This is a genomic window from Paraburkholderia sp. JHI869, from assembly GCF_038900775.1.
Lineage (GTDB): Bacteria > Pseudomonadota > Gammaproteobacteria > Burkholderiales > Burkholderiaceae > Paraburkholderia.
This window is the reverse complement of record NZ_JAYMSC010000030.1, coordinates 24467-39407: the sequence shown is the minus strand read 5'-3', so window position 1 is coordinate 39407 and position 14941 is coordinate 24467. Positions and strand designations below refer to the sequence as shown.

The following is a 14941-nucleotide window of genomic DNA, read 5'->3' as shown; positions in this document are numbered from 1 at the left end:
TTCGGATGCGCGGTCAGAGTTCGGCCGGCATAGAGCCCAAGTGTTGCCGAGGCGCGGGCGAGATTCGATAGGGAGTTGGGGCAAGCCGGTTGCCCTTTGGGGCAGTTCGGGCGGGACGGCTTTTGTTTCGTCGCGTCAGCCGTTAAATTATGCAGAGAATGCCTGGTTCATTGCGAGGCGCCACAAACTGACAAGCCCGGTTTCTGGAGTGTTCGAATGCGCAAGCCAATTGTATCGAGGGTGTTGTCGAGCATTGTTCTTGTCGCATCGATCGCGGCGGGCGCGCGCGCTCACGCCGACGAACCGGTGGCATTGCCAGCGAGCGCCGCGACGACAACTGCTCCGACGGGTTCCAGTCAGTCCGGTCCCGTACGTGTTGCCATCGCGACGGTCGCGCCCTTTGTGCTGCCGCAAACGGATGTGCCTGAGGGATTCAGTATCGACATCTGGAACGAAGTGGCGCGCCGCATTCATCTCGACTTCGCCTGGCGCCAGGTCGCGACGCAGGCTGAATTGCTGCCCGCCGTGCAGCGTGGAAATGCGGATGTCGCGATTGCGGCGATCACGATGACGCCCGAGCGCGAACGAATCGTGGATTTTTCATTTCCCTATTTCGATTCCGGCTTGCAGATCATGGTGCGAACGCAAAACGAGAACTCTTTTCTGGGTTCCTTGCGCGCCGTTCCCTGGCTTGCGATCGCCGAGTTCGTCGGCGTTGCGGCCGCCGTCGTCTTTCTGCTTGCCAATCTTGTCTGGCTCATGGGGCGAAAAGACGATCGAAGCTTTCAGAAGCCCTATTGGCAAGCCATTGGGGAAGGCATCTGGGTGACCATGCTGATCATTGCAACAGGTGAGTATGGCGAGCGCGACGCGCCGGGCGTGTGGAAGCGCGTGCTCGTGCCGACGATGTGGCTGATCGGTGTGGTGCTGGTCGCCCAGTTGACTGCGACCGTCACGTCTTCGCAGACGGTGGCGCGTCTCCAGTCGACCATACAAGGCCCGGACGATCTGCCTGGTAAATCGATCGCCACGGTGCCGGGGACGACTGCAGCCGACTACCTCAAGCAGCGCGGCATGTCGTTCCAGAGCGTGAACAGCGCCGCGGAGGGATTCCGGCTGCTGTCGCAAGGCGATGTGCAGGCGATCGTCTATGACGCGCCGACTCTTCAATACTGGGCGGCAAGATTGGGCAATGGCGAGCTGGCCGTCGTGGGACCGATTTTTCGGCAGGAGAAGTACGGCATTGCCCTGGCAGGCGGCAGCCAGTTTCGAAAGTCCATCAATGAGGCGCTGCTCGCCATGTACGAAGACGGCACGTACGAACAGATCTACAAAAAGTGGTTTGCTGCAAACAAGTAGGCATGTTTGCAGCGGTCTTCGCACGGCGCGACCTTTGCTAACGTAGAAAATCGCATGAGCGCGCCTGCCTCTGCGTCATGAGAGGCCAGAATCAAACCTGCGGCATTACATCGCGTTTCCCATTTCCCAGCGGCATTCCCTCGTTGGTCGATATAAGATGCATTGGAAATGTATGTATTGGCGAGGGCGATCATGACCGTCTTTCGAATCGAAGAACCCACTCCCGCCGCTCGCGGCGGTTTCGCGCTGTGGGCGCTCGGCTTCCGGCCGTTCTATCTTGGCGGTGCGCTCTTTGGGGGCGCGGCGTTGCTGGCCTGGATGGCCGCGTATGCCGGCCATCCGTTGCCGGGTTTCAGTTCGTATTTGCCGGGCATGTTCTGGCACGCACACGAGATGATTTTCGGTTTCGGCGCGGCGATCGTGGCGGGCTTTTTGCTGACCGCCGTGCGCGCGTGGACGTCGATCACGCCGGCGCAGGGCAAGTCGCTGGCGGCGCTCTGGTTGCTGTGGCTCGCGGGGCGCATCACCGTTGCCTACGCAACGCCTGGCGTGGCCGCCGTGGTGGACAGCCTCTTTCTCCCCGTGTGTGCGCTCGTGCTGCTGCGCGTGCTCGTCGGCGCAAAGAACAGTCACAACATCTTTTTGCCGGTCGCGCTCGGCATGCTCGCTGCACTGAACGTAGCGTTCCATCTGTCGATGCTGGCCGGTCGCGCAGACTGGGCGCTGCACAGCGCCTACCTCGCCGTGGGCATGCTGGTGCTGTTCATCACGATCATCGGCGGGCGCATCATTCCGTCGTTCACCGCCAACGCCGTGCCCGGCTATACGGCCCAGCGCTGGAATGCGGTCGAGCGCTCGGTGATGCCGCTCAGCGTACTGGCGTTCGTGCTCGACGCAGCGCTCGGCTCCGGCGTGCTCGTCGCGATAGCCGCACTCGCGGCGGCATGCGCGCAAGGCGCGCGAATCTGGGGCTGGCGTTCGTGGCGGGTCGGCAACCGGCCGATCCTGACCATCCTGCACATCGCCTATGCGTGGATACCTGTGGGCTTTGTGCTGCTTGCGTTCGCCGCGTTGGGCTGGGTTGCCCATACGCTCGCTATTCACGCGTTCACGGTGGGCGCCATCGGTTGCGCGATCATGGCGATGATCACTCGCACGGCGCGCGGACATACGGGCCGCAAGCTCGCGGCGGGCCGCTTCGATATCGCGTGTTACGGATTGCTCGTGCTTGCCGCGTTGATTCGCGTGGCGGGGCCATGGCTCGCGCCGCAATGGCTCGCGTTCTGGATCGAAGCCTCGGGGGCATGCTGGGTCGTTGCGTTCGCAGCCTATTGCTATCGCTACGCCGGCTGGCTCGTCGCACCGCGTGTCGATGGTAAGGAGGGCTGATTCATCGGCCTTGCACAGAGCGCATTGCACGAGTATGTTGGCTGGCGAGGGCTGGACGCGCGTTGCGCCCTGGGCCCGTCGACGAAGGAGGGTGCAATGCATCACTCTGTTCAGATCGCAGGCGCGGCCTGTCTCGTCTTTGTAACCTCGGTGCAGGCTCAAACGTCAGCTTCCACGCCGCCGGCGGCTGCCGTGCCCGAGCGCATGCCTTACGATATTCCTTACGGTTCGCCTGTGGCTCTCGATGCAGCGAAGCATCTGCTAGCGCTTGCTGAAGCCGAGGCGCGCAAGCACGACTGGAAAATGAACATCGCCGTGGTCGATACGCATGGCGATCTCGTTGCCTTCGAGCGCATGGACGGCGCGCAATACGCCTCCGTCGAAGTCTCGCAGAACAAGGCGCGCACGTCTGCACGTTTTCGCCGCGAGACCCGCGTTTTCTATAACCAGTTCGAGAGCGGTCATGCCTACGTCGCCACGCTCGAACCGGGGCTCGTGGCTTCGCCCGGCGGCTTTCCGCTCATCGAGGGCGGCAAGGTGATCGGTGCCATCGGTTGCAGCGGCGGCACGGGTGATCAGGATGCCGTAACGTGCAATGCCGCGGCTTCCACCGTGAAGTGAGTGCGCGAGGCGCCGCAGTTTCCCCCCAGTTTCCCCGGTCAATGCGGCGCGCCATACCCTTGCACGTTCAGCAGATGCTCGCGCATACAGCGCGCGGCAGTCTCGCCGTCGCGCTCGAGAATGGCATCGACGATTGCCTGGTGCTGCTGCGCGAAATGATCGCGCGTGGCCTGATCCGTGGTCTTTTCACGCTGCGTTGGCTTGACCCGCATGCCGTTGATCACTTCCATGAGGGCAATGATCGCGGGATTGCGCGAGGCCTGGGCGATCAGCAGGTGAAAGCGCTGGTCCCATAGTTGCCACTCCTCATCGTTTTTCGCCGTCGCGTTTCTTTTGGCGCACTTCTCCAGTTCGGTCAGATCCTCGGGCGTGGCCTTTGCCGCGGCAAGACCGGCTAACGCGGGTTCGAACATGAGGCGCATTTCCGCGATGTCGGCCGGGCTCGTGCGCGAGCGCAGGCCGCGCAGCGTCGGCGCGAACTTCAGCGGCCGCGCGCCCAGATACGTACCGCGCCCCACGCCGCGCCAGATTCGGCCCGATGCCTCCAGAGAGGCCAGCGCCGCGCGCAGTTCCCGGCGGCTCAGGCCCAGGTCGTCGGCGAGCTTGCGTTCGGGCGGCAACGCGTCGCCGTCCTTCAACCGGTGTTGGGCAATGTAGGCAAGCAGGCTGTCGAGCGCGGACCTTTCCATGATGTAGAGTGAACCAATTTTGATTGGTTCGATTCTAGCAGCCGTGCCGCGGCGTGCGACCTCCCGGTTACGGTAATTGATGGAAATCCGGGGAATCGGCCGAAATTTCAGGGTTAACACTGGGTGCGGCCAAAAATCTTCCTTCGTAAGCTGAACATGAGCGGTTATGGAACCAATCATTAATGGTTCGACCATAAACCGAGCCTTTCGCACAGGGAGTGGCAGATGTCGTTTACAACGCGTCCGGAGCTGATCGGGACCTTCGGGATGGTGGCGTCCACGCATTGGCTCGCCAGCGCGTCGGCGATGGCGGTGCTCGAGAAGGGCGGCAACGCGTTCGACGCAGCCGCCGCGGCCGGATTCGTGCTGCAGATCGTCGAGCCGCATCTCAACGGTCCAGGCGGTGAATTGCCGGTCGTGTTCTACAGCGCGCGGGAAGATCGCGTGCGCGTGCTGTGCGGCCAGGGCGTGACGCCGGCGGCCATGACGATCGAGCGCATGCGCGCGCTCGGGCTCGAGGTCGTGCCGGGCACCGGCCTGCTGCCTGCCGTGGTGCCGGGCGCGTTCGGCGCGTGGATGACGATGCTGCGCGACTACGGGCAACTGCCGCTGAACGACGTGCTGAGCTACGCGATCGGCTATGCGGAGAACGGTTATCCGGTGCTGCCGCGCATGTGCGCGTCGATTCTCGCGATCAAGGACTTCTTTCTCAGCGAATGGACGACCTCTGCCGGGCAATGGCTGCGCAACGGCGACGCCCCCGCACCGAACGAGCTGTTCGCGAATCCCGCCATTGCGGCCACGTACCGGCGCATTCTGCGCGAGGCGAGCGCGAAAAGCGACCGCGCCGAGCAGTGCGAACTCGCGCGCTCGGCGTTCTACCGCGGCTTCGTGGCCGACGCGATCGATCAGTATTTCCGCTCGACCGACGTGCTCGACACCTCGGGCCGTCGCAATCGCGGCCTGCTCAACGCGGACGATCTCGCGCGCTGGGAGCCCACTTACGAGGAAGCGCTCTCGTACGACTATGGGGGCCTGCGCGTGCACAAGACAGGACCGTGGGGACAGGGGCCGATGTTCCTGCAACAGCTCGCGCTGCTCAAGGGTTTCGATCTGGACGCCATGGATCCGTTCGGACCGGATTTCGTGCACACGGTCATCGAAACGTCGAAGCTGGCGTTTGCCGACCGCGACGTGTTCTACGGCGATCCGCGCTTTGCCGACGTTCCCATGCAGACGCTGCTGAGCGACGCCTATAACGACACACGCCGCCGTCTTGTCGATCCGCACAAGGCCTCGTTCGAATTCCGTCCGGGCGCGCTGCTCGACAGCGAAGCGCGTGCCGCGCGCATTCTGGCGAACGCTGGGCGGCAGCAGCCGGGCGGCTTCGGGCAGGGCGAGCCGACATTCGCGCCGCTGCCCGAATTGCGCGGCGACACTGTGCATCTCGACGTGGTCGATCGCTGGGGCAACATGGTGTCGGCCACGCCCTCGGGCGGGTGGCTGCAGGCGTCGCCCGCGGTGCCGGGCCTCGGCTTCAACGTCACCACGCGCGCGCAGATGTTCTGGATGGAAGAGGGCCTGCCTTCTTCGCTCGGACCGGGCCGGCGTCCGCGCACGACGCTCTCGCCCACGCTCGTCACGCGCGAGGGCAAGCCTTTTGCGGCGTTCGGCACGCCGGGCGGCGATCAGCAGGATCAGTGGTCGATGCAACTGTTCCTGCGCCACGTGCATGCGGGCATGAACCTGCAGGCCGCCGTGGACGCCCCCTCGTTCCAGACCGCGCATTTCCCAGGGTCGTTTTATCCGCGCGCGATGCAACTCGGCAAGATGTCGGCCGAGTCGCGCTTTCCGGAAGCCACGCTCGCGGCATTGTGCGCACGCGGCCACGACCTCACCGTGGCCGAGCCGTGGGGGCTCGGGCGCGTATGCGCAGTAGGCATCCGCGACGGCCTCATGCGCGGCGCAGCCACGCCGCGCCAGATGCAGGCCTACGCAATCGGCCGCTGAACACGCGCCACGCTCAACCGGAACCGACCCGCCATGTCCAACGTCGCTGTCCGACTCGAAAGACTGCCGCTCGCAGGCTTCCATCGCAAACTGCTGCTGATTGGCGGGCTCGGCTATATGTTCGACGGGCTCGACTCGTCGTCGCTAGCGTTTTTGCTGCCGGTCGTGAGCAAGCTCTGGCATTTGACGAGCGCCGAAACCGGGCTCGTCGCGAGCAGCACGTATATCGGCTATTTTTTCGGCGCGTTCCTCTCGGGCGTGCTGGCCGACGTGATTGGCCGCCGCCGCATCATGATGAGCGCGCTCGCAATCTATTGTGCGGCATCCATGGCGAGCGCCACGGCGCACGACTGGCACACGTTTTTCGCGCTGCGCATGGTCGCGGGCATCGGCTCGGGCGCGGAAACGGTCGTGATCGCACCGTTCCTCGCAGAATTCGTGCCGCGGCGCTATCGCGGCATGTTCTGCGGCGCGCTTGTCGGCTTCATGTCGTTCGGATATCTAAGTTCATCGATTCTTGGCTATACCGTCGTGCGCAATTTCGCGGACGGCTGGCGCTATCTCGCCGTGCTGACTTCGCTGCCGGTGGTGATGCTGCTCTGGTGGCGCAGAACGCTGCCCGAGTCGCCGCGCTGGCTCGAAAGCCGCGGTCGCTCAGTTGAAGCCGACAGCATCGTGCGGGCGATCGAGTCGCGCTACGAGCAAGAGGGCATTGCGCTGGCGCCACCGGGTTCGGTGGGCGCCATTCCCGCCGCGGCGCAGGGCGGCGGTAGTGCGCTGCAAAACGTGCTGACGCTGTTTTCGCGCCGGCTCGTGGGCACGACGGCGGTGAGCTGGCTGATGTGGTTTTCCGTGGCGTTTGCCTACTACTCGTTCTTCTCGTGGATTCCGAGCCTGCTCGTCAAGGAAGGCTTGACGCTCACGAAGAGCTTCGGCTATTCAATCGCCATCTACGGTGCGCAGATTCCCGGCTATTTCTCTGCGGCATGGCTTAATGAGCGTATTGGCCGCAAAGGCGTCGTCGCTTCGTACATGACGCTGGGCGGCCTCGCCGCAATCGCGCTGGCTTTCTCGCATACGGGCTTGCAGATCACCGTGGCGGGCGTGTGTCTCTCGTTCTTCATGAATGGCGCGTTCGCAGGCGTCTATGCCTATACGCCGGAGGTCTTCCCGACGGCCGTGCGCACCACCGGCACAGGGTCATCGTCGTCGTTCGGCCGCATCGGCTCGGTGAGCGCGCCTATTCTCGTCGGCCTTGTGTATCCGGCGTTCGGCTTTGCCGGCGTGTTCACCATGACGACGGCCGTGCTGCTGGCGGGTGCCTGCGTCGTGTTCTTCCTCGGTATCGAAACCCGCAACCGCTCGCTCGAAGACATCGAGGCGAGCGGCGCACAGGCGGCCTTCGAAGCGCACAAGCCGCTCGCCCGCGATGGGCTGCAAGGCTGAGCGCACGCCAATGTCACTTCTGGACGCCCCATGCAAACGCCCCTTTCCCTTGTGAACGAACCCTATGCGCTGCAGCGCGAAATCGCTGATCTCGCGCGCCTTTCGCGCGTGAATCGCCAGCCCGGCCAACCGGATGCGATTTTCCGCGAGGTGTGTGCCGTCGCCTCCGAAGCCATCGGCTTTCGCCTTTTCACCATCATGGCCTACGACGCCGCGAGCCAGGAGGTGGAGCGCGTCTTCTCGAACATGCCGGACGTCTACCCGCCGGGCGGACGCAAGAGGAAAAGCGGCACGCCGTGGGCGCAGCGAATTCTTTCGGACCTCGAACCTTTTCGTGCGACGACGCCCCATGGCCTGCGCGAAGCCTTCGACGATCACGCGGTGATGACCGCAATGGGGCTCGGCTCGATTCTGAACATACCGGTTGCCTACGACGGCCGCTGTGTCGGCACGATGAACCTCACGCACGTGGAGGGCTGGTACACGCCGCAGCACGAGGAAAAGGGTCTGCTGCTCGGTGCGTTTCTCGCGGCGGCGCTCGTCGCGCACAGCCAGTCTTTCGCAGCCCATTCAAGCCCCTGATTGCAGGACCTTTGTTGATGAAGACAACGACATTCACAGGAAACGCCAACCGCTGGCTGCTCGTCTTCGCGCTCGGCTATCTCGCGCTGCTGGTCGACGGCGCGGACGTCATGATGTACGGCCTCACGCTCACGCGCATCAAGAGCGAATTCGGCTTGACCAATGTCGAGGCAGGCGCGCTCGGCAGCCTGACGCTGCTCGGCATGGCGATTGGCGGCATTCTTGGCGGCTGGGCGAGCGACTCGTTCGGGCGCGTGCGCGTGGTGGTCTGGGCGATGATGCTGTTCTCGGCAGGCGCGGGGCTGCTTGGACTTACGCACAGCTTCCTCGAATTCGCGGTCGTGCGCTTCATCAGTTCGATGGGTATCGGCTGCATGGTGCTGGTGAGCACGCTCGTGGCCGAATACGTCCCTATGGCGCGGCGCTCGCTGATACTCGGCGTGCTGCAAACGGCGATATCGGCGGGCTATATCACGGTGATTGCGCTCAGCACCTGGATCCTGCCGCATTACGGCTGGCGCATGCTGTTTTATGTGGCGGCCGCGCCTGTGTTGCTCGCTGTGGCGATTCACTTCTTCGTGCCCGAGCCACCGAGCTGGCGCATGAGCGAGGCCGTGGCGCGCCCGAGCGGCCGCCGCTGGCACGACAACCGCTACGCCTTGATTTTCGCGGACCGCCAGGCGCGCAGGATGTTCATCTTCTGGTCGCTCGCTTCCGTGTTTGCGCTTTCCGGGTTCTATGGCTTGAACAACTGGCTGCCCACGTATCTGGAAAGCGAATTGCACATCAAATTCAGCTCGATGACGGGGTACATGACGGCGACGTGGGTCGTCGCGTTCATCGGCAAGATCGTGGCAGGGTGGCTCGGCGACCGCTGGAGCCGGCGCGGCGTGTATGTGCTGGGCTGTATTGGCGCGGCGGTCTTTCTGCCCGTGATCGTGCTGTTCCATACGCGCGAAAACATTGCATGGCTGATGCTCGTATTCGGCTTTCTCTACGGCGTGCCTCTGGGGACGGTCGGCACATTCATGTCGGAGAGCTTCGAAACGCGTATCCGCGGCACGGCCGTGGGCGGGTCGTATAACGTGGGGCGTTTTTGTTCAGGCGCGGCGCCTGTTGTGATCGGCTATATCGCTACGCAGTTTTCGATCGGCATGGGCTTTCTTGTGGTCGGCGCGGTATTTTTCCTGAGCGGCGTGATGGCGCTGTTCATTCCCGATCGTCTGCACGATACGAGCGTAGGCGATCCGGCGCAGGCGAGCGGGGAGGCGCAGCAGGGTGCTTTGGCCGCGGCGGCGGGCAGGGGGTGAAGCGCAGCGCTCGTGCGACGACGGCTACGCCAGCACCGGCCTGAAAAAACTCCGCTCGTAACTCACGATGCAGTGCGTATCGGCGGCATAGCGAAATGCGGCCTGGCATTCGGCGTCTTTCATCGAATCGGCGCGGTAGATTTCATAGGCGGCGAGGCTCGGAAACGAGAAGAGCGCGAGCGCGATATTGTTGGCGCCTTCGGAAGGCAGGAAATAGCCGTGATGCTTGCCGCCAAACTTCTCCACGAGCGGAATCCACATCCTGGCGTACGTTTCGAATTCTTCTAGCCGGTACGGATCGATGACATAACGCAGATAGCAGGTAATCATGGTTTTTTGAAGGTCGTTGAAATAAGGCCCTGCACGGTGTTTCAACGCGCGGCTCACGCTTGCGCCATCTCCAGAAGCTTCGCAACCGTATTCATGTTGCGCGACGTTCCAGCCTTCGCCGCAGCGATCTTGAGCTTCGATCGACCGATACCGTCTTTGTAAAACACGTAGATCTCACGGGCGCCCAGGCGGAATTCCTCTTCCTGTTGGCCGCTCACGTTGTCGAGTGCATCCGCGGGTGGCGGAGTATCCAGAAAGATGGCGACAGTGCGATCGGGCGCGGCAGCGGGAAACGGATTGCCTCGCAGCACCGCGCCCATTTCCGCAGCCGTACGCACCACTACGCCGACCGGCTTGCCGGCATAAACCTCGAGGCTCTGCTCGAGTTTCTTTTTCACCGACGCTTCGGCCAGCCGGCTCTCGAACACCACGTTGCCGCTCGCAATATAGGTGCGAACGCGCGTGAACCCGAGCGCTTCGCACATGGCGCAGAGTTCGGACATAGGCAGTTTGCCAGTTCCGCCGACATTCACGGCGCGTAGAAGGGCGATATAGACGGGCATCAGGATCGATCTTGAAGCGGCGAGTTAGTCTGGACGCCGCAAGTCCGTTGCGGCGAGTCCTTCGTTTGCCACGATGGCGGGGCGCCTGCGCGCGTTGATCGTCGCGAAGATCGCCATCAGCACCATGAAGGCGGCAAGCAGCAAGGCGCTGTTGACGAGCACGTGCGCATAGCCGAGCTGCGCGACGTCGATGAACGGATAGGGATAGAAGTCCGTTTCGCTGCCGCGCCAGAAGGTGACGGCAAGGTAGCCCAGCGGATACACGAGCCAGGCGAGGCGATCGGGAGCAGTGAGGGTGAAGCGCGGCACGAACAGCAGCCAGTATGCCGCGCATAACAGCGGAATCAGGCTGTGCAGGGTCTCGTTGAGCAGCGCACGATAGCCGTGCGGCGTCCAGAGATGTCGCAACAACACATTGTAAGTAATGCCAACGAATACGATATACACCGTTACCGCACTCGCTGTGCCGGGAGCACTGAAGTAGCGAGCCGGCCACGAGCGCACGCGCAGCGCGATGCAGGTGAATGTGAGCGCGACGAGCAGCACCGTGAGATTGGTCAGGTAGGCCGAAAGCCGGCCGATGGCCTCGAACGTATCGAAGCCGCGCAGCACCATACGCTGGATCGTAATGTCGGTCTGCGCGGCGAGCGCCACCCAGGCGAGCAGCGCGATCGTACCCGCTAATGCGGTGGCATAGGGGCTGTGGGGCTGTGCCTTGGCGGCAGGCGGCGCGGCAGCCGCGCGTGCGGGTAGCGGTTCAGACATGCAGCGATGGTAGCGCACAAAGATCATGCGCGCCCGACGCCATTTTTCCTTCGTGAGCAGGCTAATTGCCGACGCCGCGCTGTGAAGCCGAAACGAGATACAGCCGCACGAGATCGCGCAGTTCGGCCATCAGCACGGCCCGCGCCGAGGGTTCTTCGTTTGCGATGCCGGCGACGCCCTTGAGCATGTGGATCAGCACGATCGCCATGACTTTTGCCCGGGCCGGCTTGAGATGCGCAATTGCGCGAGTGAGGATGCCGGCCACGCCGCCGCGCATCGCCTCGCGAAAGCGCTTGCGGTGGTCGTCGCTGCCGCTGCGGGCGTCGACGAGTGCAACCGCAAAGCTGCGTTGCGACTGCAACAGCAGCACGAAATCGACGAGCGCATCGGCTACGGCCTCGAGCGTCATCTCCGGAACCTGTTGCTCGAGTTCGGCGAGTCCGTTCTTTGCCTGCTGTGCATAGCGCAGCAACAACGCTTCGGCGAGCGCCTCTTTGGTCGGGAAGAAGCGGTAGAGCGAGCCGATCGCCGTCGACGAACGCGCCGCGATTTCGGTCATGGTGGCGGCGTCGTAACCCTTCTCCGTGAAAACGGCGACGGCGGCGTCCATGATCGCGGCCACACGCTGGCGGCCCCGTTCGCGTTTGGGTTCGGTGGGGCTCGCGGGTTTCGCGACAGGCGTGGTGGGCGTCATGGTGATATCTTCAAATGCGAGGATATGAGAGGAATCCCTCGCATAGTAGCATGCGCGATTCTTGCGCACGGCCAAGCGACAGAAAACACGGAGTGCGCCAGCCGGTCTCGGGCAAATTGACTTATGCGAGGCTATTCTCTACTATTATTTGCGAGGCTATCCTCGCATTTCTGGGCGGCGTTCACTGCTGATGGCGCCATCCTTTTCTATTCGAACTTTTGAGGTTGCGACATGCCGTACGTCTGGCTCTTTTTCGCTGGCGCGTTCTTTTGCAACGCGATCCCGCATCTGGCATCGGGTCTGCAAGGGCTGCCTTTTCCCACGCCGTTCGCACGTCCGCGAGGGCGGGGCGACTCGTCGCCCGTCGTGAACGTGGTTTGGGGCTTCGTGAATATCGTGATCGCGTTGGCGCTGTGCGCGCACCGTCTTCAGCAGCCTGTAACGCGCGAAGCCGCCGTGGCGGTGTTGGCGGGCGGGCTCGTGATGGGGCTTTTTCTCGCGTTTCACTTCGGCGCGGTTCAGCGGGAAAAGCGTGCCGCTTGAGAACTGATGGATGGCTGATCGAGGCAGAAGCCGACTGCGGCAAGTTCATTAAAAAAACAGTTGCACGGCTTAGGGGAAAACCCTATACTTAACTCGTCTCCTCCATGTCTCCTCCATGTCTCCTCCTGATATGGATTCAGCCCGCTCTCTCAAGCGGGCTTTTTCTTTTCTGGCGCCGGGTTGTACGTGCCGCCGGACGTCCTCGCCAGTCATTCCTTCACGAACACAAAGTCGCATTTGCGCGCGGTCGTGCGCGAGCCGCTGCCCGAAGTCGCGTCGAATTGCGCGCTGACTTCGTACGAATAGGGCGCCTGGGTGTTGGCGTGCCCCATCGCGTAGGGCGATGAGGCGTTCAGACCCTGAGCAACGAGCGTGGCCGACCCGTCCGGTTCGAGCTTGCCGTCCAGCGAGAGCCAACCGCCCGCTTCTCTTTCGCCATGTTCGCCGTGCAGCACGTTTTGCTGGATTTCGGCGGGAAATTGATAGCGGTAGCCCGACGTGCCGTCGGCGGTCTTGGGGCATGTGAGCGTCACGTTCCAGTCGCCGTCGAAAGTGCCTGCCGCATGTGCGACCGGTGCGCCCGCAAGGCCTGCGCAGACGGCGACGTATTGCACGGCCAGCGTTAATCTACCTACCCCCATTGCGGCTCCCTTTGTCGAGTCATCTGGCACTATTCTGAGCGCAATTGGCGTGCCGGTATGGGCGCCGTCGCACAGTGCGCGTCGCGGCAGCACGGCGCCTCCTTCAGGCTTTCACCAGCCAGGCTAAAACAACGTTCGCAACTAACTGTCAAGCCCGCTCGCCACCCTCAAATTTGGCCGGCTCAACCGCTAAAGAACTTCGGCATTGATGGACCATCACACCCCGCCTCCAGAGCGAGGGGAGAAGTCGCCTGAAGGCGCGTGCCTGGGCCGCGACGCGGATTTACCGGCGGCCCCGCCTATCGCCGTGCGAGATTGCGCTTGAGCGCCTCGCAGCCCGCATCCGTCAGCGGCTCGACCATCTGGATGCGCTCGTCAGGCTTGAAGTCGCTGATCCAGACTACGCGGCAACGCTGGGGCGAATCCGGCATCACCTGGAGCGTCGCGTGATGATGCTCGAACCGTCCGCCGCCGACGGTGTAGGCGAGACGCATGTGTGCGTCGTCGACGCCGATCACGCGTTCCTCGATCACCGTGCCATCGGCGAACGTCACCCATCGCACGTCGTTTTCCATGCGCGCGCCGGTCAGCACGCCGGCGAATACGCGGGCGACATTGGCGGGATCGCGCAGCGCGGCCCAGACGTCGTCCGCCGCGGCTTCAACGGGAATGTCCCGATAAACGGTAGCCATCGCACTTGTCTCCTTCGTTTTGTGTGACGAGTGCATCGTGCGCGCGCAAAGTGCGGCGGTCCTGGGAAATCTTGACGTCGTTTGCGGCCGTCGTTTGCGGCAAAAGTGGCTGTGACTCGTGCCGCGCTCAATGCGCGTGCCGATGGTGCACGTCGGGGTAGTGCGCGTGGCTATGCGTGATCGGCACGTGACGATGCGCATGCGTATGCGGCTCGGTGCCGTCCCAGGCGAAATCGTGCTCGTGCTGATGGTGTTCGTCGTGCCGGTGCGCGTGGGTGTGTTCGAGCGGTTCGTGCGTGTGCGTGTGGTCGTGGCGCTCGCGCACGTGCAGCCAGACGCCAAACGCCATCAGCGCGAGGGCGAGCCAGAAGGCGAGCGCGGGGCGCTCCGGCCACAGCAGCAGCGAAAGCGCCACGCCGAAGAGCGGTGCCACGGAGAAGTAGGCGCCGGTGCGCGCCGTGCCGAGATGGCGCAGCGAGACGACGAAGAGCACGAGGCTCACGCCATAGCCCGCGAAACCCACGGCCATGGCGCCGCTGACCGCCTGCCAGGCGGGCCAGTGCGCGCCCGCAGCGAGCGCAATGCCGATATTCACGGGCCCAGCCACGAGCCCCTTGGTGCAGGCCACGACCATCGCGTCGTTGGTCGAGACCTTGCGGGTGAGGTTGTTGTCGATGGCCCAGCACAGGCACGCGAGCGCAACGAGCAGCGCACCGGGCGCAACGCCCGCGGCGGCGCCGGTCACCGCCCCCGTGTGCGCGCCGGGCCACGAGAGCAGCACGCCGCCCGCCACAATCGCCAGCATGCCCAGCGCGATTTGCGCATCGAAGTTTTCGCGAAAGCACACCCATGCGATGAGTGCCGTCAGCACGCCTTCGAGGTTCAGCAGCAGCGCACTCGTCGCGGCGGGCGTGGTGTTCAGGCCAAGCATGAGCAGGGCGGGGGCTGCCACGCCGCCCGCGGCGATCGCACCGGCGAGCCACGGCAATTCGGCCAGGCGCAGCGGATCGTGTGCCGGCTCGCGCGCGGCGTCTGAGCCGCCGCGGCGCGCCGCGAGGCGGCGTACCAGCAGGACGACGGCGAGCCCCGAGCCGCTGCCGAGATAGAAGAGCCCCGCGAGCATGAACGGCGACACGCTGCCGAGCAGTGCTTTGGCGAGCGGTGTGGTGATGCCGAACAGCGCGGCTGCGAGTAGCGCGGTGAAGATGGTATGCCGATGGGACTTCATCGCAGGCTCGAAGCGAAAAGGGGATTCAAAAAGCGTAGAAGAAGCACGATGGGCGCGCAAGCGGGCTGCGCGCCGGCCA

General features: G+C 63.7%; 16 protein-coding genes. 8 read left to right on the top strand and 8 right to left on the bottom strand.

Annotated elements, in window-relative coordinates:
* Positions 1-216 precede the first annotated feature (216 nt).
* The 3 genes from VSR72_RS34650 (at position 217) to VSR72_RS34640 (ending at position 3369) form a co-directional block, all read left to right on the top strand.
* A complete protein-coding gene (locus tag VSR72_RS34650) occupies positions 217-1359 on the top strand; it encodes a transporter substrate-binding domain-containing protein (protein WP_342956763.1) in 1143 nt (380 codons plus the stop codon).
* Positions 1360-1551: 192 nt separating this feature from the next.
* A complete protein-coding gene (locus VSR72_RS34645) occupies positions 1552-2748 on the top strand; it encodes an NnrS family protein (protein WP_342956762.1) in 1197 nt (398 codons plus the stop codon).
* A 96-nt stretch (positions 2749-2844) separates the two neighbouring features.
* Entirely contained in the window at positions 2845-3369 is a 525-nt protein-coding gene (locus tag VSR72_RS34640) for a heme-binding protein (protein ID WP_342956761.1), read from the top strand.
* A gap of 38 nt (positions 3370-3407) precedes the next feature.
* On the opposite strand, the gene VSR72_RS34635 is transcribed toward VSR72_RS34640, so the two are convergent.
* On the bottom strand, positions 3408-4253 hold the full coding sequence (locus VSR72_RS34635; RefSeq protein WP_342956760.1) for an FCD domain-containing protein: 846 nt from the start codon (positions 4251-4253) through the stop codon (positions 3408-3410).
* A gap of 30 nt (positions 4254-4283) precedes the next feature.
* Here VSR72_RS34635 and VSR72_RS34630 point away from each other — a divergent pair, with 30 nt between their 5' ends.
* Genes VSR72_RS34630 through VSR72_RS34615 form a run of 4 tightly spaced genes read left to right on the top strand, consistent with a single transcriptional unit; the run spans position 4284 to position 9406 of the window.
* Positions 4284-6068, top strand: a complete 1785-nt coding sequence (locus tag VSR72_RS34630; protein WP_342956759.1) for a gamma-glutamyltransferase family protein — start codon at positions 4284-4286, stop codon at positions 6066-6068.
* Between the two features lie 33 nt (positions 6069-6101).
* A complete protein-coding gene (locus VSR72_RS34625; protein ID WP_342956758.1) occupies positions 6102-7514 on the top strand; it encodes an MFS transporter in 1413 nt (470 codons plus the stop codon).
* A 30-nt stretch (positions 7515-7544) separates the two neighbouring features.
* Positions 7545-8096 (top strand): GAF domain-containing protein, encoded by a 552-nt coding sequence (locus VSR72_RS34620; protein WP_342956757.1) that lies wholly within the window; start codon positions 7545-7547, stop codon positions 8094-8096.
* Between the two features lie 17 nt (positions 8097-8113).
* A complete protein-coding gene (locus tag VSR72_RS34615) occupies positions 8114-9406 on the top strand; it encodes an MFS transporter (RefSeq protein WP_342956756.1) in 1293 nt (430 codons plus the stop codon).
* A gap of 24 nt (positions 9407-9430) precedes the next feature.
* Here the strand turns inward: VSR72_RS34615 and VSR72_RS34610 are convergent, their stop codons facing one another.
* The 4 genes from VSR72_RS34610 to VSR72_RS34595 all read right to left on the bottom strand — a co-directional run bounded on the left by VSR72_RS34610 (position 9431) and on the right by VSR72_RS34595 (position 11758).
* Entirely contained in the window at positions 9431-9736 is a 306-nt protein-coding gene (locus tag VSR72_RS34610) for an NIPSNAP family protein (RefSeq protein ID WP_342956755.1), read from the bottom strand.
* Between the two features lie 53 nt (positions 9737-9789).
* On the bottom strand, positions 9790-10299 hold the full coding sequence (locus tag VSR72_RS34605) for a DUF1697 domain-containing protein (RefSeq protein ID WP_342956754.1): 510 nt from the start codon (positions 10297-10299) through the stop codon (positions 9790-9792).
* A gap of 24 nt (positions 10300-10323) precedes the next feature.
* Complete coding sequence (locus VSR72_RS34600; protein WP_342956753.1) at positions 10324-11064, bottom strand: Pr6Pr family membrane protein; 741 nt, start codon at positions 11062-11064, stop codon at positions 10324-10326.
* Positions 11065-11125: 61 nt separating this feature from the next.
* The gene (locus tag VSR72_RS34595) at positions 11126-11758 is read right to left on the bottom strand and encodes a TetR/AcrR family transcriptional regulator (RefSeq protein WP_342956752.1); all 633 of its coding nucleotides are present in this window, start codon (positions 11756-11758) and stop codon (positions 11126-11128) included.
* A 231-nt stretch (positions 11759-11989) separates the two neighbouring features.
* Here VSR72_RS34595 and VSR72_RS34590 point away from each other — a divergent pair, with 231 nt between their 5' ends.
* The gene (locus VSR72_RS34590) at positions 11990-12301 is read left to right on the top strand and encodes a hypothetical protein (protein ID WP_342956751.1); all 312 of its coding nucleotides are present in this window, start codon (positions 11990-11992) and stop codon (positions 12299-12301) included.
* 209 nt (positions 12302-12510) lie between these two features.
* Here VSR72_RS34590 and VSR72_RS34585 read toward each other — a convergent pair whose 3' ends face one another.
* The 3 genes from VSR72_RS34585 to VSR72_RS34575 all read right to left on the bottom strand — a co-directional run bounded on the left by VSR72_RS34585 (position 12511) and on the right by VSR72_RS34575 (position 14862).
* Positions 12511-12942: a hypothetical protein gene (locus VSR72_RS34585; protein ID WP_342956750.1), complete on the bottom strand. Its 432-nt coding sequence runs from the start codon at positions 12940-12942 to the stop codon at positions 12511-12513.
* Between the two features lie 299 nt (positions 12943-13241).
* On the bottom strand, positions 13242-13634 hold the full coding sequence (locus tag VSR72_RS34580) for an SRPBCC family protein (RefSeq protein ID WP_342956749.1): 393 nt from the start codon (positions 13632-13634) through the stop codon (positions 13242-13244).
* A gap of 127 nt (positions 13635-13761) precedes the next feature.
* Positions 13762-14862 (bottom strand): DMT family transporter, encoded by a 1101-nt coding sequence (locus VSR72_RS34575; protein ID WP_342956748.1) that lies wholly within the window; start codon positions 14860-14862, stop codon positions 13762-13764.
* Positions 14863-14941 lie beyond the last annotated feature (79 nt).